Genomic DNA, 21,778 nt, shown 5'->3' with positions numbered 1-21,778 from the left:
CGCACGGTGTCAAGGCGTGTCCCACCAATCGGATGACGTTGGAATGCAGTGAAAACAAATGCGAAGCTGCCGCTGAACCCTCCCGAAAGGCATGAGAAGTGAGCGTTTCGCGTAAGTACCGTTTCGCATCCGCTGCAGTCGCGGTGCTGTCCACCGCCGCGGTGCTGGCCGGCTGCTCCCGCGCCGAAGAGAACACCGGGGCGCCCGCGGCGGATCAGGGGCCCGCCGCGGAGGTGCGGCTCGGCTATTTTCCCAACGTGACCCACGCTCCGGCGATCATCGGAGTGGAGAACAGGTACTTCGCCGACGAACTGGGCTCGACCACACTCACCACGCAGACCTTCAACTCCGGCACGGAGGAGGTCAATGCGCTACTGGGCGGCTCACTCGACATCGCGTTCATCGGTTCCGGCCCGGCGATCAACGCCTTCACCAAGTCGGAGGGCACGATCCAGCTCATCGGCGGCGCCGTGTCCAGCGGTGCGCAGCTCGTCGTGAAGCCTGAGATCACGTCGAAAGAACAGCTCAGCGGCAAGACGATTGCCACCCCCTCGCTGGGCAACACCCAGGACGTGGCGCTCAAGAAATGGCTGCACAACGAGAACCTGACGGGCTCGGTCAACGTGGCCAATATGGACAATCCGCAGACCTTCGACGCCTTCCGCGGCGGCGAGGTCGATGGTGGCTGGCTGCCGGAGCCGTGGTCGTCCCGGCTCGTCCAGGACGCCGGAGCGCATGTGCTCCTGGACGAGAAGGACCTGTGGCCGGACGGCAAGTTCCCCACCACCGTGATCATTGTCCGTACCGCGTTCCTGCAGGAGCACCCGGAGACCGTCAAGGCGGTGCTCAACGGTTCACTGAAGGCGACGGACTGGGCCGCCGCGAACCCGGCGGAAGCCAAGACCGCGGTGAACACCGGGATCAAGAACCTGACCGGTAGCGAGCTCGGCGGCCCGGTGCTGGATCGAGCGTTCGCCAACATCCAGTTGTCGCCCGACCCCAACAGCTCCACGTTCCCGCAGCTGGCACAGGACTCGGTGACCGCGGGCGTGGTGGGCTCCGCCGACGACCTCAAGGGATTCATCGACCTGCGCCCGCTCAACGAGCTGCTGGCCGAGCAGGGCAAGCCGGCCGTTGACGCCGGCGGGCTCCAGAAGAACTAGAGGCGACCGATGAGCGTGACACTTGCGCAAACCACGCGGCACTCCACCGACGTTGCCGTGCAACTGACCGGGGTCGCGAAGGTCTTCGGCCACGGCAGGCATGCCGTCACCGCACTGGAGGACATGGATCTCACGGTCACGCCGGGGGAGTTCGTGTGCGTCCTCGGCGCGTCCGGCTGCGGGAAGTCGACCCTGCTGAACCTGGTGGCGGGCCTGGACGAGCCCACAACCGGCACCGTCGCCCGCAACACGTCGCGCCCCGCGGTCATGTTCCAGGACGCCGCGCTGATGCCGTGGTTGACGGCGGCACGTAACGTCGAGCTTCCGTTGCGGTTCGCCGGGTTTCCGCGCGCCGAACGTCGCGCGAAGGTCGCCGAGCTGCTCGACCTGGTCCGCCTCGGCGGGCAGGGTGATAAACGGCCGCACGAGCTCTCCGGTGGGATGCGCCAGCGCGTCGCGCTGGCCAGGGCGCTGGCGGCCACGCACAGGGCCGGCGCCGAGCAGCAGCCGTCGCTGTTGCTGATGGACGAACCGTTCGCCGCGCTCGACGCGATCACCCGCGATGTCATGCAGAACGAGCTGTTGCGGATCTACCGCAGCCTGAACTCCGCAGTACTGTTCGTCACCCACGACGTGCGCGAGGCGGTCCGCCTCGGCAGGCGCATCGTCCTGCTGTCCTCGCGTCCGGGCCGGGTCGTGCGCGAATGGTCGGCGCCCGAGGACGATGGCCAGGCCGGGCTCACCGAGGAGATCACCGCACGGCTGCGGGAGGTGATCAGCACACATGCCCGCCAATCCGACTGAGACCGACCTCGCCGAGGTCGAGGCCGGCCTCGACGCGCTCGACACGCCTGCCACGACCCAGCGAGCGCCACTGTGGCGACGGGTGCTGCGCACCCTGTTGCCACCGCTGGTCGCACTCACACTGCTCATCGTGGTCTGGCAGGCGTTGTGGGCCAGCGCGTTATGGCCGGAGTTCAAGCTGCCAGCGCCGCTTGCCGTGTGGGACGAGTTGCGGACCAGCGCCGCCAGCGGCGAAGTGTTCGGGATCGCCTGGACGTCCGTGCATCGGGCCGTCCTCGGGTTCCTGGCCGGAGTCGCGATCGGTACCCCGCTCGGCATGCTGGTGGCGCGGATCCGTGTCGTGCGCGCGGCTATCGGCCCGGTGCTGATGGGCCTGCAGAGCCTGCCGTCGGTGGCCTGGGTACCCGCCGCGATCCTGTGGTTCGGGATCAACGACTCAGCCGTCTACTTCGTGGTGCTGCTGGGTTCCGTTCCCTCGATCGCCAACGGGCTCGTCGCCGGGCTCGACCAGGTGCCGCCGATCCTGCCGCGAGTGGGGCAGGTCATGGGGGCGGGCGCGTTCGCCTCCGCGCGGCACATCCTGCTGCCTGCCGCACTGCCCGGCTACCTCGCTGGGCTGAAGCAGGGGTGGGCGTTCTCCTGGCGCTCGCTCATGGCAGCCGAGCTCATCGCGACCTCCCCGCAACTGGGCATCGGCCTCGGCGCGTATCTCAGCCACGGGCAGAACTTCAACGACATGCCGAAGGTGCTCGCGGCGATCTTCCTCATCCTGCTCGTCGGCGTCGGCATCGACCTGCTGGTCTTCCGGCCGCTCGAACGGGCGGTGCTGCGCGCCCGTGGCCTGACCGCGTCCCTGTAGGTCCCTGGGTGCTTTTCGATGCATTGTTTCGGGCTATCGGTTTGGTTCGCGCTTTCCCATTGGACCCACTGCCGGGCGCGCTCGTAGCGTTCGTATCCGGGTGCTCTGGGAGGAGAAAAGGATGACGGTCGAGTTCATCAGCGCGATCAATGTCAACCCCAGCAACGAGTTGAACCGTCTCGGCCGCACGGAGGTCGACGTCGCGTTCTTCCGCCGCTACGTCAACGCGCTGGAGGATGCCGAGTTCGACTACACGCTCGTTCCCTACTCGTCCGGCTTTCACGACCAGTTCGCGATCGCCAACCAGATCGTCGCGCGCAGCGAGCGGGTGGCGCCGATCGTGGCGCTGCGCCCCAACAGCGTCTACCCGACCGTGGCCGCCAAGGCGCTCGCCACCCTCGACCAGTTCGGCGGCGGCCGGGCTGTCGTGCACTTCATCGCCGGTGGCAGCGACGCCGAACAGGCGCGCGAGGGCGACTACGTGACCAAGGAGCAGCGCTACGCGCGTACAGCGGAGTACATCGACATCATCCGTAAGGTCTGGACGAGCACCGAGCCGTTCAGCCACGAGGGCGAGTTCTACAGGTTCGACGACTTCCTCAGCACCGTCCGGCCCACCAACGGCACGATCCCGGTCTCGGTCGGCGGCTCCTCACCACAGGCCTACCAGGTCGGTGGCTCACGCGGTGACATCTTCGGACTGTGGGGAGAGCCGCTTGCCGACACCCGGCAGCAGATCGGCGCCGTCAATGCCGAAGCCGCGAAAGCCGGCCGCGCCGACCGCCCGCGCATCTGGGTGACCTTCCGGCCGATCATCGCTCCCACCGAGGAACTGGCCTGGGAGAAGGCGAAGCGCACGCTGGCGGTGCTCCGCGACACCGCGGGCCACAACCCTTCCCGGCGACACCACGGCGGGGCGGGCGTGACACCACCGAACGTGGGATCGCAGCGGCTGCTGGAGATCGCCGCACGACAGGATGTCCACGATCGTGCACTGTGGACACCGACCGCGACCGCCACGGGTGCGGGCGGGGCATCGACAGCGCTGGTCGGCACCCCGGAGACCGTCGCCGCAGCGATCCTCGACTACGTCGACCTCGGGGCGTCACTGGTGTCGATCCGCGGCTACGACAACCTCAACGACCTCATCGACTACGGCCGCTACATCCTGCCGCTGGTCCGCCAGGAGCTCGCTCACCGCGAGGCCACCGCGGAGAACACGGCATGACCCGCTTTCCCGCCCCGGACCTCTCCGCCGAGGCGCTCGCGGCGGTCACAGCCGAGATCGCGTCCCACGCCGCAGAGTACGACCGGACCGGCGAGTTCCCGGCCAAGGGGATCGACGCCGCCCACCGGGCGGGCCTGCTCACCGCCACCGTCGGTACCGAGTACGGCGGGCCGGGGCTGGGACCGCGGGATACCGTGCGGGTGCTGACCGCGCTCGGCGAGGGCGACCCCTCCGTGGCGCTGATCGCGGCGAACACGATGCAGGCACACGCGGCTCAGGCGGTGCGGCCGCACTGGCCCGCGTCGTACTACGACGACGTGCTGCGCCGTTCGCTGACCGGTCCCGCTCCCGTCAACGCGATCCGCGCCGAACCGGAGCTGGGTGCGCCGGCACGCGGTGGCCTTCCGGCGACGACCGCCACCCGGACCTCGGCGGGCTGGTTGCTGAGTGGCCGCAAGGCATACGCCACCGGGGGAGCCGGTCTTGCGTACCACCTCGTGTGGGCGGTCGCCGACGAGCCGGACGGTGACCGCGACGCTCCACGGGTAGGGCACGTGATCGTTCCCGCCGAACTGCCGGGGATCAGCTGGGTGGAGACCTGGGACCATCTCGGGCTGCGTGCCTCGAACACCCACGACGTCGTCTACGACCAGGTGGAGCTCCCGGCGGAGGCGTTCGTGGAGATCCCGCGTGGCGACGACGGCGTCTACCGGGATCCTGCCGCGATGGCGACCGGGCTCGGCAGCTTCGGCCATCCCGCGCTCTACGTCGGGGTGGCGCGCGCCGCCAGGCAGGCGTTCGCCGACATCGCCAGGACCCGCGTCCCCAGCGCGCTCGGCAAGCCGATCGCCCAGACGGAGCGGATCCAGAGCGTCGCCGGCGAGATCGACCTGTACATCGTGCAGGCGGAGACGCTCCTGCACGGCACGATCCTGCGGGTCGAGGCGGGCGACACCACGCTGCTGTCCGAGCTCTCGGTGATCAAGGCGGCGATCGCCCGGTCCGTGATCGCGGCGGTGCAGACGGCGGTCGCCGCGCTGGGCAACCTCGCCCTGACCCGCCACCACCCGCTGGAGCGACACCTGCGCGACGTGCTGTGCGTCCGCGTCCACCCGCCCCAGGAGGACACCGCTCTCGTGGCCGCCGGCCGGCGCCTGCTCGGCGAGTAGGCACCGCAGGGCACGGTCAGGCATCTTGACGCTCGCATTTGTAGGCATCAAGATGTCTGGTATGCGGACCACCTTGACTCTCGATGATGATGTTGCCCAGTTGGTGGAGGACGCGGTCCATCGCGAACGGCGCTCGATGAAGCAGATCGTCAACGACGCGCTGCGGGAGGCCCTGGCGCCCCACGTGCCGCGGCAAGACCCCTATCACCTGACGCCGCACGAGTCAGCCGTCCGGCCGGGGTTCGACCTGGCCGGCTTCAACCGGCTGGCCGACCAGCTGGAGGACGAAGCCATAATCCACAAAGCGAAGCACGCCTCGTGATCGTTCCCGACGTCAACCTATTGCTGTATGCCGTCGTCTCCGGCTTTCCCCAGCACGGCCGCGCGCATGCATGGTGGGAGAAGACCATCAACGGCGGCACACGGGTTGGCCTGACCCAGCCTGCGCTTTTCGGCTTTCTGCGAATCGCCACGAACGCGCGCATCCTGCAGACACCGCTGGCTGTCGACGACGCCATCGATTACGTGCACGACTGGCTCGCCCAACCCAACGTCGATCTCCTGGCGCCCGGGCCTAAACACCTCCACATCGCCCTCGGCCTCCTGCAGGACATTGGCACCGCTGGAAACCTCACCACCGACGTCCAGCTGGCCGCCTATGCCATCGAGCACCAAGGCGAGATGCATTCCAATGACACCGACTTCGCGAGGTTCCCCAACCTGAAATGGATCAACCCGCTTCGGTGACCAGCTTCGGTGGCTGGTAGGCGCGAACAGGTGGTAGGGGACCGTCGTAGGCGGTGACGGCGACGAGCACGTGCGCGCCGCTCGTGGCCTGCGTCAGGGTCGAGGTGCCGACGTCCCTGGTGAGCACGTTGACGTTGCCGTTGACGCAGTCGGCGATCTCCGGGGCGGACGGGTCGTACCAGGCGCCGGTATGCATTTGCGCCACCCCGGGTAGCAGCGCGTCGCTGATCACGACGCCCGCCAGCAGGCTTCCCTGCGCGCTGCGCACGAGCGCAACGTCGCCGTCGCGCAGGCCGCGGGCGGCGGCGTCGGCGGGGTTCAAGCTGATCGGCTCCCGGCCCGCCACCTTCGTCGACTGACTGGCGGCACCCATGTCGAGCTGACTGTGCAGCCGGTGCGACGGCTGGTTGCACAACAGCTGCAGGTCGAACTCCCGCGCCAGCGGCGATCCCCACCACTGGGTGGGCTCGCGCCATTTGGCATGTCCGGCGATGTCGTGGAGGCCGAACCCTGCCAGCGTCCGCGAGAACAGCTCGATGCGCCCGCTCGGTGTCTGCAAGGGGTGCGCTGCCGGGTCGGTGCGGAACGCCGAGAACGCGGTGTCCCGGTACGGTTCCTGCGGCAGCGGCACACCGCCGTCGCGCCAGAACTCGGCGAACGGCGGCGCGGGCGGCGATCCGGGCGCGGCCCGCCACTGCTCATAGATCCGCTCCAGCCACTGACCGGAGTCCAGTCCCTCGGCGAAGTCGGCGCCGAGCCGCTCAGCGAGCCTGCTGAAGATCCAGAGTTCCTCGCGCGCCTGCCCGTAGGGAGCGCTCGCCCGGCGCACGGCCCGCAGCCGGCTGTCACCGAAGCCCGCGGCCACGTCGTCGCGCTCGAGCGTGCTCGCGACGGGGAGCACCACGTCGGCATGCTTGGCGGTCGCCGTCCAGTGGGTCTCGTGCACCACGAAGGTGTCCAGCGTCGCCAGCGCGCGGCGGAGCCGGCGCAGATCCTGGTGGTGGTGGAACGGGTTGCCCCCGGCCCAGTACGCGAGCTTGATCTCCGGGAGCCGTAGTCTGCGGCCGTTGTAGGGCAGCTCGGTCCCGGGCTGGAGCAGCAGGTCGCTGATCCGGGCGCAGGGGATGAAGTCGGCGATCGGGTTGACGCCCTGAGGGAAGGTCGGCAGCGTGACACCGGCGACGCCCAGCCCGTAGTCGCCCATCGACCCGAAGCCGTGCGCGAACCCGCCACCCGGCAGCCCGAGCTGGCCGAGGAAGGCAGCCAGGGTGAGCGCGGCGAAGATCGCCTGCTCGCCGCGTTCGCCGCGCTGCACCGAGTACACGACGTTGACCAGGGTCCGGCCGGCGGCCATCTCGTGGGCCAGCTCGCGAATCCGGCCTGCCGGCGTCCGGGAGATCCGCTCGGCCCACTCCGGGGTCTTCGGCACCCCGTCGACCTCACCCAGCACGTAGCGGCGCACCTCCTCGGCGCCCACGGTGTGGGTCGCGAGGAACTTCTCGTCGGCGAGGCCGTCCACGACCAGCACCTGGATGAGCGCCAGCAGGACAGCGGTGTCGGTCCCCGGCAGCACACCCACCCACTCGGCGCCCAGGTCGGCGAACGCGTCGTCGCGCCGCGCCGTCAGTGCCACGATCCGGGTGGAACGGCCGGCGGCGCGAGCGAGGCCGGACCCGACATGGCGAGCGTGGCCGCCGGGGACGACCCAGGTGTTGGAGCGGCGGATGCCGCCGAAGCTGACCACCAGGTCGGTGTGCTCGGCGATATCGGGCCAGGAGACCGGTTTCGTCCGCACGTCCATGGCGGCCTGCGCGCCGATGAGGTGGGGCAGCAAGACCAAACTCGCACCGCGGCTGTAATCGTTGACCGAGCGGGTGTAGCCGCCGATCCGGTTGAGGAACCGATGGAGCTGGCTCTGGGCGTGGTGCAGCCGTCCCGCGCTGCCCCAGCCGTAGGAGCCACCGAAGATCGACGCGTTGCCGTGATCCGTCCGGACCCGGTCCAGCTCGCGGGCCAGCAGGTCGAGCGCGGTGTCCCAGCCGACCTCGACGTACTCCTCGGCGGGATCGCCCCGGCGAGGGTCCGGCCGCGGGCCGCCCTCCAGCCAGCGACGGCGGATGCTGGGCCGGGCCACCCTGGACGCGTGCCGGTGGCCGCCTGCGACGTTGCCGATGGCAGGCGCGGCGTCGGGGTCGTCCTGATAGGGATGGGCCGCGACCACGTTCTTGCCGTCCTCGGACACCTCCACGAGATAGGTTCCCCAGTGCGCGCTCGTCTCCATCATCCGGCCCATGGCCGCCAATGGTAGACGGCCTTTCGTATCGCCCCGTCAATAAGACTCGTCAATGGAATCCGATCCCGAACTCCTTGTGGACCCAGGAAATGGGCCGGATCTAGAGTTCGGTGACCGTCCTTTTGGGACCGGGCCCACCCCCGACAGCCGTGCCCGGATCGGCCCAGCCGAGGAGAGAGACTCTGATGACGACGTCCCGCGCAGCGCATCGCGCCCGACCAGCCAGGCGTGCACTCCGCACGATCGCCGCCCTCGCGACGACCGTCGCGCTAGCCGCCGGCTGCTCCTCCGGCGGCACGGAGCCGAGCGCAGGATCGGGCGGGCCTCGCCAGGGCGGCGACATCACCTTCCTGATCGACTCGCTCGGCGACACCTGGATTCCCAACAACAGCGCCATCTCGAGCTTCCAGGGCCATATCTGGGGCCACCTCACCGACAAACTGGTCTACGTCGACGAGAACGGCGAGGCCAGCCCGTGGATCGCGGAGAGCTGGGAGAGCAACGACACGGCGACCGAGTTCACCCTCCACCTCAGACAGGGCGTCACGTTCTCCGACGGCATCCCACTGGATGCCGAGGCCGTCGTGACGAACCTCGACATCTGGTCGAAGGGCGACCCCGATCGCGGGATCAACCCGATCGGCCTCTTCCCGAAGAACTACGACCGTGCCGAGGCCGTGGACCCCACCACCGTCAAGGTCCATTTCAGCGCGCCCACACTGGGTTTCATCCCGACCCTCGGCTACCACGGCTCGATCCTGATCTCGCCGGCCACCATCGCGCTGCCCGCCGACGAGCAGGCGGATCTGACCAACGACATCGGCAGCGGCCCGTTCGTCGTCGAGTCCTGGAAGGAGGGCGACCATGTCACCCTCCGCAAGCGCGCGGACTACGACTGGGGACCCGAGGCACTCGGCCACACCGGCGCGGCCCACCTCGACTCGATCACGTACAAGCTCGTCGCCGAGCAGTCGCTGCGCGTCGCATCAGTACAGTCCGGCCAGGCGGATGTGGCCTACAACCCCTCGCCGCAGGAGCTCGAATCCCTCAAGGCCGCCGGTTTCGTTACCGCCGTGCCCCGCTATCTGGGCTTCGTCAACGGCTACACGATCAACACCGCCGTCGCGCCCTTCGACGACATCCGGGTGCGCCAGGCACTGCAGCACGGCATCGACCGGGACGAGATCCTCTCGACGGTGTACACATCGGACTGGTTGCCTGCGGAGTCGTTGATCCAGAGCAACGTGCCCGGTGTCGCCGACCACAGCGGCACGTTCGCCTTCGACGCCGCCGAGGCCGGGCGTCTGCTCGACGAGGCAGGCTGGGTGAAGGGCGCGGGTGGAGTCCGTACCAAGGACGGCACTCCGCTGCAGCTGACGCTCTACCCGAACCCGTACCTGGCCACCTCGAAGGCCGTCGATGAGCTTGTCGCGCAGCAGCTCACCAAGCTGGGTTTCCAGGTGAACATTCAGGCATTCGACGTCGTCACCTACGGCGAGCGCGTCGAGATCGGCAGTGGGGCCGTCCCTGCCTACGAGATCACCCGCAGCTTCATCGACGCCGGCACCGTCGCCGGCATACTCACCAGCGCCGACAACGGTGAGGACTGGTTCAACCTCGGGGAGAGCGACCAGAAGCTCAACGAACTCCGGGACACGGTCGCCGGCGCGGCGAGCGAGGACGCCCGGGCTCCCGCCCTCGACGAGCTGCAAGGGTACGTGCTGGAGCAGGGCTACTTCGTCCCGCTGACACAGATCGTGCAACGCATTTACGTGCAGTCGCCGAGGCTGCACGACGTGACCTACAACGGCATCGCCTACGCCAACTACTACACGGCGTGGGTCGAGTGAGCCGCGCCTACCTGGGGTACGCGCTGCGACGCCTGCTGCAGGCGGCCGTCGTCGTGCTCCTGGCGTACGTCTTCACGTTCGTGGTGATCAGCGTGCTGCCCGGTGACCCGGTGACCAACACCCTGCGCAACCCGCAGAACGGGTTCACCGAGGAGGAGATCCAGCGGATCGTCGCCTACTACGGTCTGGACCAGCCCATCCACGTGCAGCTGTGGGCGTCGCTGTCGAACTTCCTGCAGGGCGACCTCGGGGTCTCGCTGCGGTCGAACCTTCCGGTGAGCCGGCTCATCGCCGAGGTCGTGCCATCGACGCTCATTCTCGCGTCGTCGGCACTGGCGGTGGCGCTGATCCTGGCGTTCACGATCGCCTACGGCAGTCAGTACCTCCCGAAGCGATTCGGACGGGGCGTGCTGCGCGCGTTCCCCTCGCTGTTCCTCTCGGTGCCGAACTTCGTGATCGGTCTCGTGCTGATCCATGTGTTCGCGTTCCAGCTCGGGCTGTTCCGGGTGATCGACGCGGGCAGCTTCTGGGCGACCTTCTTCGCCGCCATCGCCCTCGGTATCCCGGTTTCCGCTCAGCTGGCGGAAGTCCTCATCGCCAACCTCGACCACGAGTCCCGTCAGGAGTACGCCGACCTCGCCCGTTCACGGGGGCTGGGTCAGATCCGCCTCTTCACCCGGCACCTGGTCAAACCCTCGTCGTTGCCGGTCGTGACCGTCATCGCGCTCACCGTCGGCGAGCTGCTCGGCGGGGCGCTCATCACCGAGACGATCTTCGGCCGTACCGGCATCGGCAGCCTCGTGCAGCGCTCGGTGACCACCCAGGACCTGCCGGTGCTGCAGGCCGTCGTCTCGCTCGCCGCCGTCGTGTTCGTCGTCGTGAACCTCCTCGCAGACCTCATCTACCCGCTGCTGGACCCGCGAGTGCGGGTCGTCGGCACGCCGGCGCAAGCACAGGCAGGGGTGTCATGACCGTTTCGACGCGGCTCCCGCTCCGAGTGCCCCCCACGGTCGCGGTCTCCTTCGCGATCCTCGCGGTGGTCCTGGCCTGGTCGATCGCGCCGGGCGTGTTCACCAGCCACGACCCGGTCAACGGCGTGCCGGCCGAGAAGTTCCTCGGGCCGGGCGCCGAGCACTGGTTCGGCACCGATCATCTGGGCCGGGACCTTTTCGCCCGCGTGGTCCACGGCACGTCGTCCTCGGTGACGAGCGCGCTGATCGCGGTGGTCATCGGCGTCGTCGCCGGCGGGCTGATCGGGCTGCTCGCCGGATTCCTCGGTGGCTGGCTCGACGTCGTCCTCGCCCGGCTGGTCGATGTGCTCCTGGCCATCCCGAGCTTCCTGCTCGCCGTGGTCATCGTCAGCGCGCTCGGGTTCGAGACGGTCAATGCCGCCATCGCCACCGGTGTGTCGGCGGTGGCCGTGTTCGCCAGGGTCATGCGTTCCGAGGTCATCAAGACCCGGCAGGCGGTCTTCGTGGAGGCCTCGTTCGTCCAAGGTGGATCACGGCTGCACATCCTGCTCCGCCATGTGCTGCCGAACGCGTCGCGCTCGGTGCTGACGCTGGCGGTGCTGCAGTTCGGCCTGTCGATCCTGGTGATCGCCGGTCTCGCGTTCCTCGGCTACGGCGACCCGCCACCCGCGTCGGACTGGGGACTGCTCATCTCCTCGGGCAAGGACTATCTGCTCGCTCCGTGGCTGGTCTACGCGCCGGCACTCGTCACGATCGCCACCGTCCTCTCTGTGAACAGGATCAGCCGATGGCTCCGCAAGACCGACTGACGGCCACACTCAACCGCGCCGAACCAGCGGCCGGCACGACCGCGTTGCTGCGGGTCGACAGGCTTTCGGTCGCCTACGGCGACAACCGGGTCGTCTCCGACGTCAGCTTCGAACTGGGCCGGGGCCGCAGCCTTGCCCTCATCGGCGAGTCAGGCTCGGGCAAATCGACCATCGCCCGGTCGGTGCTGCGGCTGCTGCCGCCGGGGATCGCCCGCGCAACCGGGCGGGTGGAGTTCGACACGCAGGACATCCTGTCGCAGCCCGAGCGGCGGTTCCGGCCGCTACGCGGCCGGGCCATCGGGTTCGTGCCCCAGGATCCCGGTAGCTCACTCAACCCGGTGCGGACCATTGGGGCACAAGCGAAAGAAGCCGCCGCGCTGCTCGACGAGCCGAGCGCGGTCACACGCAAAGAGCTCATCCTGGAGACGTTCGCCCAGGTTGGACTCGACGATCCACTTCGGATCTACGAGTCCTATCCGCACCAGCTCTCCGGTGGCATGCTCCAGCGTGTCCTCATTGGACTAGCCGTCCTGCCGCGACCGCGGCTCATCGTCGCCGACGAGCCCACCTCAGCACTCGACGTCACCATCCAGAAACGGATCCTCGACCTGCTCTCGCAGCTGCAGCGCTCCCTGGACATCAGCCTGCTGCTGATCACCCACGACCTCGCGATCGCGGCGGAACGAGCAGACTCGCTCGTCGTCCTCAAGGACGGAGTCGTGCAGGAGGCCGGCAGCACCGCGACCGTGTTCGCCTCGCCGGCGTCCACGTACGCCCGCAAGCTCCATGCCGATGTGCCCGCGCTCAACCCGGGCCGCTACCAGGAACTCCAGCGCCGCCTCGACGAGACCGGTGCCACCCCGAAGATCGAGGCCCGCCGCGTCACCAAGTCCTTCACCGTCGACGGCGCCCGGCTGACGGCCGTCGACGACGTGTCGTTCACTGTGCGGGCCGGAACCACCCACGCGCTGGTCGGCGAGTCCGGCTCGGGCAAGACCACGACGATCCGCCTGCTGCTGGGCCTCGAACAGGCGGACGAGGGCGAGATCCTGGTGGCCGGTGAACAGGTTCACGGTCGCTCACCTGCCTCGCTTCGGTCGGCTCGCCGCCACCTCCAGCTCGTCTACCAGAACCCCTTCACCTCGCTCGACCCCACCTGGAAGGTCGAGAGTCTGGTGCGGGAGCCGCTGGACCGGTACAAGATCGGTGACCGGAGGGAGCGAACCGATCGCGTGCGTGAGGCGCTCGATTCCGTGGGCCTCGGCGAACACCTGCTCGCCCGCAAACCGTCCGCGTTGTCCGGTGGCCAGCGGCAGCGGGTGGCGATCGCGAGATCACTGGTGCTGCGGCCGGACGTGATCGTGCTCGACGAGCCGACGTCGGCACTCGACGTCAGTGTCCAGGCCGACATCGTCGAGGTGCTGCTGTCGCTGCAGGCCGAGCTCGGGCTGACCTATGTCTTCGTCTCCCACGATCTGGCGCTGATCCGCCAGCTCGCGCACAGCGTCTCGGTCATGCACCGGGGACGGATCGTGGAGGACGGGCCCGTCGGGGGCATCTTCGACGATCCGCAGGAGCAGTACACCCAGACCCTCCTGGAGTCGATCCCCGCCGCGCTCGGTGTCAGAAGCGGTAGCGCACGATGCGCGCCATCCTCGCCAGGGGCGGGACGAACTTCAGTGCCCGCAGCTGGAACCGGGGGAGTGGCTTGAGCCTGGCCAGTACGTCCGGCGCCGCCCAATGCGCGGCGTCCACAGAGGACACGAGGGTGAGCCCGTAACGCTCCAGCTCGCGTGGGTCGTCGACGCCCCAGTGCAGTGTCGCGCCGGCCCTGCGCACGACGACGTTGATCTTCTGCGCCTTGATGGCGAGCCTGCTGAACAGGTCGCAGATCAGCTCGCCCGACGGGAACTTCGCGACCAGCCGGCGCACGAGTTCCGTGCCCTCGTCCGGTTTCAGGTACATGGTGAGGCCTTCGGCGACGATCAGTGCCGGCCGGTCGGAGGGCACCTGGTCGAGCCAGGCGAAGTCGGTGACCGACGTGCCCAGGTCGGTGTGGTTGTCCGCCGGCGGGAAGAGCTTGCGGCGTAGCTCGACGACCTCGGGATAGTCGATGTCGTACCAGTGCACGGTCGGCGGCGGGGCGAGCCGCTGGAAGCGGGTGTCCATGCCGCAGCCGAGGTGCAGCACGATCGCGTCCGGGTGCGCGCGGAGGAACTCGGCGGCCCACTCGTCGATCGGTATCGCCCGCAGGACAACGGAGGCGGCGGAGTCACGAGTGATGCCGAGCCTGGCGAAGTCGTAGTCGATCCGCTTGACGGCCTCGTCGGCGGCGTGGTCGCCGAGCACCGGGTCGTCGAGACGGCTGTCCAGTGCGCGACCGTAGAGCGTGGCCAGCATGGTGGCCTTCTCTTCGGTGAACTGCACCTTCTCCATCGCATCCCCCGTACGTTTCACAATGTTGTGAACACCGTAACGCTTCGTGCCGGAGTCCGGCGCCGTTCGTACGGTTCGTACCATCGAATCGTCCCACTCGAACCGCAGATCGGCACAGGATTGCAGCTCAAACAGGAGTCAGAATTGCGGCATGACCGAAAGAACGTCTCAGTCGCGCGCCGAACGGGAGTACCTCCCGGGCATGGGCAAGCACTACCTGTTGCCGCTCTACGACGTGGTGCAGCGCGTGTTCGGGCTGCACCCGATCCACCAGGAGATGATCACGCTCGCCGGGCTGCGGGACGGACACCGGGTGCTCGACGTCGGTTGCGGCACGGGGAACCTGCTGCGGTCGACCGGCAAGCGGTACCCCAAGGTCGAGCTCGTCGGGCTGGACCCGGACCCGAAGGCGCTGGCCCGCGCCGGGCGCAAGGCCCGGCGGGCCGGCGTCACCGTCCGGCTGGACCGCGGGTTCGCCGAGGAACTGCCCTATCCCGACGGCTCGTTCGACCGGGTGTTCTCCAGTCTCATGTTGCACCATCTGGACACCGCGTCGAAGGACGCACTGCTCGCCGAGGTGCGCCGGGTGCTTCGCCCGGACGGCCTGCTGGTCCTGGCCGACGCGACGGTCGATGAGCACGGACACCGAACCGGCTCCGGGCGAATGCGCGAACAGCTGCGCGACAACGTCGGCGACGCCGTCGCACAGCGGATCACGACAGCCGGTTTCGCTGTGGAGCCCACTCGCACCAGGGCACTGCGCATGGTTGGGAGGATCGGCATCGAACTGGCCCGGCCAGAGTCGTCCGGGGACTCACCCAGTACGTGCTACTGATGCCGACGGGACGGGAAGTCGGGCACACGGCCCTTCGCGAATGCTCCGAGACCCTCGCGGGCATCAGCTGAGGTGAAGGCCTTGTGCCCGTACAGGGCTTCGCTGTGGAAGGCCTGGTGCTGCGGGAGGTCGCCGAGACGCAGGACAGCCTCCTTGATCGTCGCGAGCGCGGTGCCGCTTTTGCGCACCAGCCGGTGGGCTCGGTCGAGCGCGGTTTCGAGCAGCCGCGGCGCCGCCACGACAGTGTTGAGCAGGCCGTAGCGCAATGCCTGTGCCGCCGGGATCCGCTCGCCTTCGAGCATCAGCTCCATCGCCCACACGTACGGGATCTGCCGGGTGAGCCGGGTGAGCGTGCCACCGGCCGGCACGACGCCGACACCGCTCTCGGGCAGACCGAACTCTGCGGTGTCGGCGGCGATCCGGATGTCGGTGGACAGCATGATCTCGAACCCGCCGCCGAGGCAGAGGCCGTTGATCGCCGCTATCACCGGTTTGAACAGCGCAGTGTGCTTCTGGTGCGCGCCATCCCATTCGGAAATGTCGAAACGCCCCTCTGCCAGCGCCGGGATGGACTCGGTGAGGTCCGCGCCGACACAGAAGGCCCGGTCTCCGCTGCCGGTGAGGATCGCGACGGCGATCGAGTCGTCGTCGCGAACCTCGGCGAAGGCCTCGCCGAGTTCTTCGTACATCGCGAGGGTGAGGGCGTTGAGCTTGTCCGGCCGGTCGAACCGGATGATCGCGACCGCGCCGTCGCGATCGAGGGTGATACCGCCCATCAGATGACGCCCTTCTCCCGCAGCCCGGCGATGCGCTGCTCGTCGAGGTCGGTGAGTGCCCGCAGGACCGTGTCGGAGTGTTCGCCCACCCTCGGCGCCAGACCACGCGGTTGGGTGGGCGTGCTCCCGAGCTTGATGGGCGAGCCGAACATGCGCAGTTCCCCGAACTCGGGGTACTCGACGTCGACGATCATGTCGCGCGCGGTGATCTGCGGGTCCTCGACGACCTCGCCGATGTTCTTCACCGCGCTGAGTGGCACGGCGTCGCCGACGATCTCTTCCAGCTCGGTCTTCGTCTTGTCCTCGAACCACTTGTGCAGCAACGGCCGGACACGTCGTTCGTAGACCTCGGGTTCGAACCGCTTGGCCATGGTGTCGATCTCGGGGTCGTCGGCCAGTTCGGGTTCTCCGAACAGGTGGCAGGACAGGCGCCAGAACTTGTCGGTGTAGCCGCCGAAGAACACGAACCCGTCCTTGCACGGGTAGAGCTCATAGGGCTTGACGAAGGGATGTTCGTTGCCCAACGGACCCGGAACCTTGCCGTCGACGGTGTAGGACACGACAGCGTTCTCGGTCAGGCTGAGCACGGAGTCCTGTTGCGACACATCGACCAGCTGGCCCTGTCCGGTCTTCTCCGCGTGCCGGAGCGCGGCAAGCGTGCCGATGACGGCATAGAACGTCGCGGAAAAGTCGCCGATGATGGTGCCGACGCGCGCGGGTGGCCGGTCGGGGAACCCGTTCATCGACCACAGGCCACCCGTGGCCTGCGCGCTGTTGTCGTAGGCGGGCCGGCGCCGGTACGGGCCGGTCTGCCCGTAACCGGAGATCGCCGTGTACACCAGGCGCGAGTTCTCCGCGCGCAGCACCTCGTAGCCGACACCGAGCTTGTCCATCGTGCCGGGCCGGAAGTTCTCGACCAGGACGTCGGCGCGCCGCACCAGCCTCCTGAGCACGTCCTTTCCGTCCTCAGTGGACAGATCGAGGGTCAGCCCGAACTTGTTGCGGTTGAACTGCGCGAAGAACCCGCTGAACTCCTCGCCGGAGCCGGCTTCGAGCTTGGGCGGGAAGTCCCGGGCATAGTCCGGGTCCTTCGGGTTCTCGATCTTGATCACGGTCGCACCGAGATCCGCGAGCAGCATCGAGCAGAACGGGCCCGCCACGACACGGGTGATGTCGAGGACCACGATGCCGCGCAAGGCGCCTTCGGAGAGGCCACCGGGCAACGTCCCCGCGAGTGCGCCGCAGTCCGCCTCCCCGGAATTGAATGTGTTGGTTGCGTTGGGGACGGACGGTTCTGTTTGGTCACGTACTTGTGGCTGGTTTTCGTCACGTTCCCCTGAGGTGCGGTTGGGTAGTCCGCGGCCCGATCTCGATCCCGAGGTTGACGCAGAGAGTGTCATGTTCGCCTCCGATCCGTAGGTGGTCGCCTCAGTTCGCGGCCGCGTCGACACGGACACGGGCTTCCAGGAGGGTGCCGCAGACGGGACTGTAGAACTCGTCGATCAGCACCCGGCGGCCTTCGGCGCGTGGGCGCACTCGGACTCCGTGCTCGGCTAGCCGGTCGGCGGCGACGTGGGTGACCTTTCGCGCCGAGTCGTGCCAGTCGTCACCGGTACCGAGGCGGGCGCCGCTGGCGGGCACGTACCAGCCGTCGGCGTCGCGGCGTGGAGCGGAGGACCCGGCAGGGGATGTCGGCGGGACCTCCCCGGCGGGGCTCCCGCCCAGGCGTTCGCGGCGTAGCGCGGCGCGCGCACGACGCGTGGCCTCCTTGTCGGCGATGCCGTCGGTGAGGGCGACGCCGTAGGTGCGCTCCGCGGTCTCGGCGGTGACGTAGCCGTCGCGAACGTCGGCGGCAACGAGCTGCGGCTCCCGCAGCAGCGGGTCTCCGTAGCCGCCACCGCCGGCGATCCACTGCACCAGCACGTCCCCGGAACGGATCGCGACGGACTGCTGGTTGATGGCGAGCAGCTCCTTCTCCGCCGCGCCCAGCGTGTCCCGGGTGGGGACCCGGCCCTGGGCCAGCAGCCGGGCGACATCGGTCCGGCGCCAGACCTCGTGGCCGCTGCCGCCGCCGGGCAGGCCACCGCCGAAGCCGTCGGCGACCACTTGGGCGCTCGGGGCGAACACCGTCTGCGTGACTTCCCGGGCGCCGTGCAGTGTCCACGCGAAACGCAGTCCGAGCCCGCCACGGTGGGCACCATGCCCAGCGCTGTCGGTGTTGAGCTGCTTCCACAGGTAGAGCACCGGATAGAGCATCTCGTTCATTTCGACGTCGGGCAACATGTTGTTGACCTGCGTCATCATCCCGGCGCAGTCGAGACCATCGAGGTCCGGCTGGGCCCCGGCACCCATGCCACCACCGTCCATGTTGAACAGTACAAAGTACTCGCCGTTGTCGGCGGTGCCCGCGGAGATCCCACCGGTCCACGAGTCGCCCCACACACCCTGGGTGCGGTTGCGGACCGTGTCGTCGTCGCTGCCGCGGCACGCGTCGTTCATCAGCTTGGTGACGACGCGGCTCACCCGCGCCCCGGTGGTGAGGTGCCCGTTGCTGATCGGCGCCGGAGGCCGGGGGTTCACGATCGATCCGGGCTCGGCGACGATGTCGAACGCGGTCATGACGCCCTCGTTGAACGGAACGTCCCAGGCGAGGATCGGCACGATCGCGGTCGCAACGCTGCCGACCAGCGCGCCGTAGCTGCAGTTGACGAACCCGTCGGTCTGCTCGCTGGAGCCGGTGAAGTCGAAGGTGATCTGGGTGTCGCGTTTGGTCATCGTGCAAGCGACGCGGTACAACTCGTCGACGTGCCCGTTGTGCTCAGTCCACTCCTCGGCGGTGTAGGTACCGTCGGGGATCCGGGCGATCCGGTCGCGCACAACCTGCTCGGCCAGTTCGAACGACAGCTTCGTGTAGCCGCGGAACTTATCGAGGCCGAACTCCTCGACCGTGTTCACTAGACGTCGAATCCCGGTGTTGTTGCTCGCGACCAGACTGCGCACGTCGTTCCAGAACAACGCAGGCACGCGGACGTTGTTGAGCAGGAGCCGGCGCACCCACTCCACGGGCTCGCCCTTGTCGAAGATCTTCACCCCGGGTGGCAGCCGCAGCGCCTCGGCGTAGCAGTCGTGGGCGCCGGGCGCGAACCCGCCGGGGGTCATGCCGCCGACGTCGACCAGGTGCGCCTGGGACTGCGCCCAGCCGATCAGCTCGTCGCCGTGGAAGATCGGCGAGATCACGTTGGTGTCAGGCGGGTGGCTCGCACCGGCGGTGTGCGGGTCGTTGCAGATGAACGCGTCGCCAGGCGCGAGCGGCTCGCCCTCGATCACCTTCACCAGGTTCTGCACGGCGACGCTGCCGGACCCGATGTGGAACTGAACGTAGTCGGAGTAGGCGTAGATGCGGCCGGTCGGGTCGAACAGCGCGGTGTTGAAGTCGCCGGCTTCGGTGATCACCGGGGAGCCGGAGGAACGGATCATCGCGATGCCCATTTCCTCCACAATGGAGTCCAGGCGCATGCGGATCACCTCGAGGGTGACCGGGTCGAACCCGTCGGGCAGCGTGTGCGGGGTGCTGGTCATGGTTTTCCTAACGTTGGCGGGACGCGGGTCAGCGGTCGGCGAGGCGCAGCAGGAAGTCGCCGCTGCCGGTCAGCTCGACGGTGGCGCCGGTGGGCACGTACACCGTTGTGTCGGGCTCCTCCAGCAGGCACGGCCCGCTCGCGCGGCCGAGCGCACCGAACCCGCGGTGCACATCGATGTCGGCGCGCTCGCCGGTCAGAGGCTCGATCACGTGACGGCGGGTGAGCTCGTGGCGTTCCTCGCCGGCACCGGCAACGTGCTCCACGGTCTGCACGTCGCTGCGGCCGATGGCGCGAACCCGGGAGTTGACCAGCAGGATCTCGGCCTCGGTCCACGCGGTACCCGCGCCGAACTCCTCTTCGTAGTCGGCGAGGAACTGGGCCCGCAGGGCCTCCTTGTCCGCCTCGCCGAACGTGCCCGCGGGCAGCCGGGTGGTCACCTCGAAGATCTGGCCCACGAACTTCATGTCCGCCTCGCGGTGCAGTTCGCGCCGGTCCTCGGGGATCCCTTCGGCGTCGAACCACGCTTGTGCGCGCTCCTCAAGGGCGGCGAACTCCTTGTCCAGCGCGGCAGCGGGCTGGGCAGGCGTCCACGGGCTCGTCTGCACGGCGGAGAACACCGAGTCCGCGTGCATGAGGCCGTGCGCGGAGAACACCGCGGCGTTGCGCGGGATCACGACCTCGCGGACCCCGGCCTCGGTGGCGATACTCGCGGCGAACAGCCCGCAGGCGCCGCCGAAACCGATAAGGGTGAACTCGCGCGGGTCGTGGCCGCGGTTGACGGTGATCTTGCGCAGTGCGTTCGACATCTGCGACGACGCCAGCCGGTACACGCCCTCGGCCGCCGCGTCCTCGGTGATGCCCAGCGGCTCGGCCACGTGCTTGCGCAGCGCGGCCCGCGCCTGATCCTCGTACAGGGGGACCGTGCCGCCCAGATAGTAGTCCGGGTTGATGAGCCCGAGCACCAGTGCGGCGTCGGTGACCGCCGGCCGGGTGCCGCCCTTGCCGTAGCACGCCGGGCCAGGAGTGGAACCCGCGCTGTGCGGGCCGACGCGCAGCAGGTTGCGTCCGTCGACCCAGGCGAGGCTGCCGCCGCCGGCGCCGATGGTCTCGATGTCGACCGCTGTCAGGCTCGTGGGCAAGCCACCGATCTCGGCGCGGGGCAGCAGCCGGAACTCGTCGTCGATGATCGCGGCCGCGTCGAGGCTTGTGCCGCCCATGTCCGCGGTCAGCACCCGTCGGCGGCCGAGTTGCCTGCCCAGCAGCCGGGCACCCGTGACGCCGCCGACCGGACCGGAGTTGAACATCGAGATGGGGGCCCTGCCGGTTTCCTCCACCGAGAGGAACCCGCCGTGTACCTGCATGATCTGTACCCGAGCTCGCAGCCCCCTGCTCCGCAGCTCGTCGGCGAGGTGGTCGAAGTGTGACGCCACGATGGGCTTGACGGCGGCGTCCAGTGCTGTGGTGACCATGCGTTCGTACTCGCGGTAGACCGGCGTCAACTCGCTGGAGAGCGTGTACGGGAGGTCCGGGTGGTGCTTGTCGAGGTACTCGCCGATCGCGTGTTCGTGGCCGGGATTGCGGAACGACCACAGCAGGCAGACCGCGATCGCCTCGGCACCCGTCGCCAGCACCGCGTCCACCGCGGCGGCGATCGCGCTGCCGGTGAGGGGGACGAGCACCTCGCCGTGCGCGTCGACCCGCTCGGCGACCTCGACGATACGGCGGCGCTCCACGATGTCGGGCGGCGCGGACATCTTGTGGGGGTCGCGCTCGTCGGTCCGGGCCGAGCGGGCGATGCGGAGGGTGTCGCGGAAGCCCTGGGTGGTCAGCAGCCCGACGGCGGCGTACTTCTGCTCGTCCACGGCGTTGGTGACGATGGTGTTGCCCAGGACGAACCGATCCACCGCGGCGAAGAACTCCGCCTCGGTCATTCCCGCCCGCTCCTGCAGCACGCCCAGCGCGCCGAGGATCCCGGTGGTCACGTCCCTGGTGGAGAACGCCTTGCCCCGGATTGCTCTGCCGTCGAGGATCGCCACGGCGTCGGTGAACGTGCCACCGACGTCGATGCCCACGTGAAGCGTCATGCTCGCTGTCTCCTTTGACTGCGTCGGTGCCGATCGTGCGGGCTGACGGGATGGTAAGCACGAAAGATCCGTGACGGCTCCGTCTCACCCGCGGTGTGGACGCTACGAGCACTGATCCATTCGGACTATGTAACGTCGGTACAGGATCTCCGAGGTTTCGCAGGGCCGTCAGC

Annotated in this window: 18 protein-coding genes; 12 read left to right on the top strand and 6 right to left on the bottom strand. The window is 68.7% G+C overall.

All coding sequences use genetic code 11. The features are described 5' to 3' along the window. The first annotated feature begins 98 nt into the window (after positions 1–98). The 7 genes from ABZ863_RS15970 (at position 99) to ABZ863_RS15940 (ending at position 5,970) form a co-directional block, all read left to right on the top strand. The gene (locus ABZ863_RS15970) at positions 99–1,163 is read left to right on the top strand and encodes an ABC transporter substrate-binding protein (RefSeq protein ID WP_358535827.1); all 1,065 of its coding nucleotides are present in this window, start codon (positions 99–101) and stop codon (positions 1,161–1,163) included. A gap of 9 nt (positions 1,164–1,172) precedes the next feature. After that, positions 1,173–1,967, top strand: coding sequence for an ABC transporter ATP-binding protein (locus ABZ863_RS15965; protein ID WP_358535825.1), 795 nt, complete (start codon positions 1,173–1,175; stop codon positions 1,965–1,967). Beyond that, complete coding sequence (locus ABZ863_RS15960; RefSeq protein ID WP_358535824.1) at positions 1,948–2,826, top strand: ABC transporter permease; 879 nt, start codon at positions 1,948–1,950, stop codon at positions 2,824–2,826. Before ABZ863_RS15965 ends, ABZ863_RS15960 begins: the two co-directional genes overlap by 20 nt. Positions 2,827–2,947: 121 nt before the next feature. Beyond that, positions 2,948–4,054 carry an LLM class flavin-dependent oxidoreductase gene (locus tag ABZ863_RS15955; protein WP_358535822.1) on the top strand — a complete coding sequence of 369 codons (1,107 nt, stop codon included), beginning with the start codon at positions 2,948–2,950 and terminating at the stop codon, positions 4,052–4,054. Further along, positions 4,051–5,223, top strand: a complete 1,173-nt coding sequence (locus ABZ863_RS15950; protein WP_358535820.1) for an acyl-CoA dehydrogenase family protein — start codon at positions 4,051–4,053, stop codon at positions 5,221–5,223. Before ABZ863_RS15955 ends, ABZ863_RS15950 begins: the two co-directional genes overlap by 4 nt. A 61-nt stretch (positions 5,224–5,284) precedes the next feature. Beyond that, a complete protein-coding gene (locus ABZ863_RS15945) occupies positions 5,285–5,545 on the top strand; it encodes a CopG family transcriptional regulator (RefSeq protein ID WP_358535818.1) in 261 nt (86 codons plus the stop codon). After that, complete coding sequence (locus tag ABZ863_RS15940; protein WP_358535816.1) at positions 5,542–5,970, top strand: type II toxin-antitoxin system VapC family toxin; 429 nt, start codon at positions 5,542–5,544, stop codon at positions 5,968–5,970. The genes ABZ863_RS15945 and ABZ863_RS15940 overlap by 4 nt, the downstream gene beginning before the upstream one ends. Here the strand turns inward: ABZ863_RS15940 and ABZ863_RS15935 are convergent. Beyond that, on the bottom strand, positions 5,954–8,263 hold the full coding sequence (locus tag ABZ863_RS15935) for a molybdopterin-dependent oxidoreductase (protein WP_358535814.1): 2,310 nt from the start codon (positions 8,261–8,263) through the stop codon (positions 5,954–5,956). The two genes, ABZ863_RS15940 and ABZ863_RS15935, sit on opposite strands and share 17 nt — an antisense overlap. Positions 8,264–8,448: 185 nt before the next feature. Here ABZ863_RS15935 and ABZ863_RS15930 point away from each other — a divergent pair, with 185 nt between their 5' ends. The 4 genes from ABZ863_RS15930 to ABZ863_RS15915 are packed head-to-tail and all read left to right on the top strand — an operon-like array spanning position 8,449 to position 13,605. Beyond that, positions 8,449–10,113, top strand: coding sequence for an ABC transporter substrate-binding protein (locus ABZ863_RS15930; RefSeq protein WP_358535812.1), 1,665 nt, complete (start codon positions 8,449–8,451; stop codon positions 10,111–10,113). Next, on the top strand, positions 10,110–11,084 hold the full coding sequence (locus ABZ863_RS15925; RefSeq protein WP_358535810.1) for an ABC transporter permease: 975 nt from the start codon (positions 10,110–10,112) through the stop codon (positions 11,082–11,084). The genes ABZ863_RS15930 and ABZ863_RS15925 overlap by 4 nt, the downstream gene beginning before the upstream one ends. After that, positions 11,081–11,893: an ABC transporter permease gene (locus tag ABZ863_RS15920; protein ID WP_358535808.1), complete on the top strand. Its 813-nt coding sequence runs from the start codon at positions 11,081–11,083 to the stop codon at positions 11,891–11,893. Before ABZ863_RS15925 ends, ABZ863_RS15920 begins: the two co-directional genes overlap by 4 nt. Continuing rightward, on the top strand, positions 11,872–13,605 hold the full coding sequence (locus tag ABZ863_RS15915; RefSeq protein WP_358535806.1) for an ABC transporter ATP-binding protein: 1,734 nt from the start codon (positions 11,872–11,874) through the stop codon (positions 13,603–13,605). Before ABZ863_RS15920 ends, ABZ863_RS15915 begins: the two co-directional genes overlap by 22 nt. Here ABZ863_RS15915 and ABZ863_RS15910 read toward each other — a convergent pair. Continuing rightward, entirely contained in the window at positions 13,517–14,329 is an 813-nt protein-coding gene (locus ABZ863_RS15910; protein ID WP_358535804.1) for a class I SAM-dependent methyltransferase, read from the bottom strand. The two genes, ABZ863_RS15915 and ABZ863_RS15910, sit on opposite strands and share 89 nt — an antisense overlap. Before the next feature lie 151 nt (positions 14,330–14,480). Here ABZ863_RS15910 and ABZ863_RS15905 point away from each other — a divergent pair, with 151 nt between their 5' ends. Further along, a complete protein-coding gene (locus tag ABZ863_RS15905) occupies positions 14,481–15,164 on the top strand; it encodes a class I SAM-dependent methyltransferase (protein ID WP_358535802.1) in 684 nt (227 codons plus the stop codon). On the opposite strand, the gene ABZ863_RS15900 is transcribed toward ABZ863_RS15905, so the two are convergent. The 4 genes from ABZ863_RS15900 to ABZ863_RS15885 all read right to left on the bottom strand — a co-directional run bounded on the left by ABZ863_RS15900 (position 15,158) and on the right by ABZ863_RS15885 (position 21,605). Then, positions 15,158–15,940, bottom strand: a complete 783-nt coding sequence (locus ABZ863_RS15900) for an enoyl-CoA hydratase/isomerase family protein (RefSeq protein WP_358535800.1) — start codon at positions 15,938–15,940, stop codon at positions 15,158–15,160. The two genes, ABZ863_RS15905 and ABZ863_RS15900, sit on opposite strands and share 7 nt — an antisense overlap. Then, a complete protein-coding gene (locus ABZ863_RS15895) occupies positions 15,940–17,136 on the bottom strand; it encodes a CoA transferase (RefSeq protein ID WP_358535798.1) in 1,197 nt (398 codons plus the stop codon). The genes ABZ863_RS15900 and ABZ863_RS15895 overlap by 1 nt, the downstream gene beginning before the upstream one ends. Before the next feature lie 232 nt (positions 17,137–17,368). Beyond that, the gene (locus ABZ863_RS15890) at positions 17,369–19,519 is read right to left on the bottom strand and encodes a hydantoinase B/oxoprolinase family protein (protein WP_358535796.1); all 2,151 of its coding nucleotides are present in this window, start codon (positions 19,517–19,519) and stop codon (positions 17,369–17,371) included. A 28-nt stretch (positions 19,520–19,547) separates the two neighbouring features. Next, a complete protein-coding gene (locus tag ABZ863_RS15885; protein ID WP_358535794.1) occupies positions 19,548–21,605 on the bottom strand; it encodes a hydantoinase/oxoprolinase family protein in 2,058 nt (685 codons plus the stop codon). Positions 21,606–21,778: the final 173 nt, after the last annotated feature.

Origin of the sequence: Saccharomonospora sp. NPDC046836, assembly GCF_040645195.1 — a bacterium.
GTDB lineage: Bacteria > Actinomycetota > Actinomycetes > Mycobacteriales > Pseudonocardiaceae > Prauserella_A.
Note: the sequence above shows the minus strand (reverse complement) of the source record. Positions and strands in the feature narration are given on the sequence as shown.

Bases quoted from the DNA above. Each gene is read 5' to 3' on its own strand.
- ABZ863_RS15965 (WP_358535825.1), top strand. From the start codon at position 1,173: ATGAGCGTGACACTTGCGCAAACCACGCGGCACTCCACCGACGTTGCC.
- ABZ863_RS15960 (WP_358535824.1), top strand. From the start codon at position 1,948: ATGCCCGCCAATCCGACTGAGACCGACCTCGCCGAGGTCGAGGCCGGC.
- ABZ863_RS15955 (WP_358535822.1), top strand. From the start codon at position 2,948: ATGACGGTCGAGTTCATCAGCGCGATCAATGTCAACCCCAGCAACGAG.
- ABZ863_RS15950 (WP_358535820.1), top strand. From the start codon at position 4,051: ATGACCCGCTTTCCCGCCCCGGACCTCTCCGCCGAGGCGCTCGCGGCG.
- ABZ863_RS15945 (WP_358535818.1), top strand. From the start codon at position 5,285: ATGCGGACCACCTTGACTCTCGATGATGATGTTGCCCAGTTGGTGGAG.
- ABZ863_RS15935 (WP_358535814.1), bottom strand. From the start codon at position 8,263: ATGGGCCGGATGATGGAGACGAGCGCGCACTGGGGAACCTATCTCGTG.
- ABZ863_RS15930 (WP_358535812.1), top strand. From the start codon at position 8,449: ATGACGACGTCCCGCGCAGCGCATCGCGCCCGACCAGCCAGGCGTGCA.
- ABZ863_RS15920 (WP_358535808.1), top strand. From the start codon at position 11,081: ATGACCGTTTCGACGCGGCTCCCGCTCCGAGTGCCCCCCACGGTCGCG.
- ABZ863_RS15915 (WP_358535806.1), top strand. From the start codon at position 11,872: ATGGCTCCGCAAGACCGACTGACGGCCACACTCAACCGCGCCGAACCA.
- ABZ863_RS15910 (WP_358535804.1), bottom strand. From the start codon at position 14,329: ATGGAGAAGGTGCAGTTCACCGAAGAGAAGGCCACCATGCTGGCCACG.
- ABZ863_RS15905 (WP_358535802.1), top strand. From the start codon at position 14,481: ATGACCGAAAGAACGTCTCAGTCGCGCGCCGAACGGGAGTACCTCCCG.
- ABZ863_RS15900 (WP_358535800.1), bottom strand. From the start codon at position 15,940: ATGGGCGGTATCACCCTCGATCGCGACGGCGCGGTCGCGATCATCCGG.
- ABZ863_RS15890 (WP_358535796.1), bottom strand. From the start codon at position 19,519: ATGACCAGCACCCCGCACACGCTGCCCGACGGGTTCGACCCGGTCACC.
- ABZ863_RS15885 (WP_358535794.1), bottom strand. From the start codon at position 21,605: ATGACGCTTCACGTGGGCATCGACGTCGGTGGCACGTTCACCGACGCC.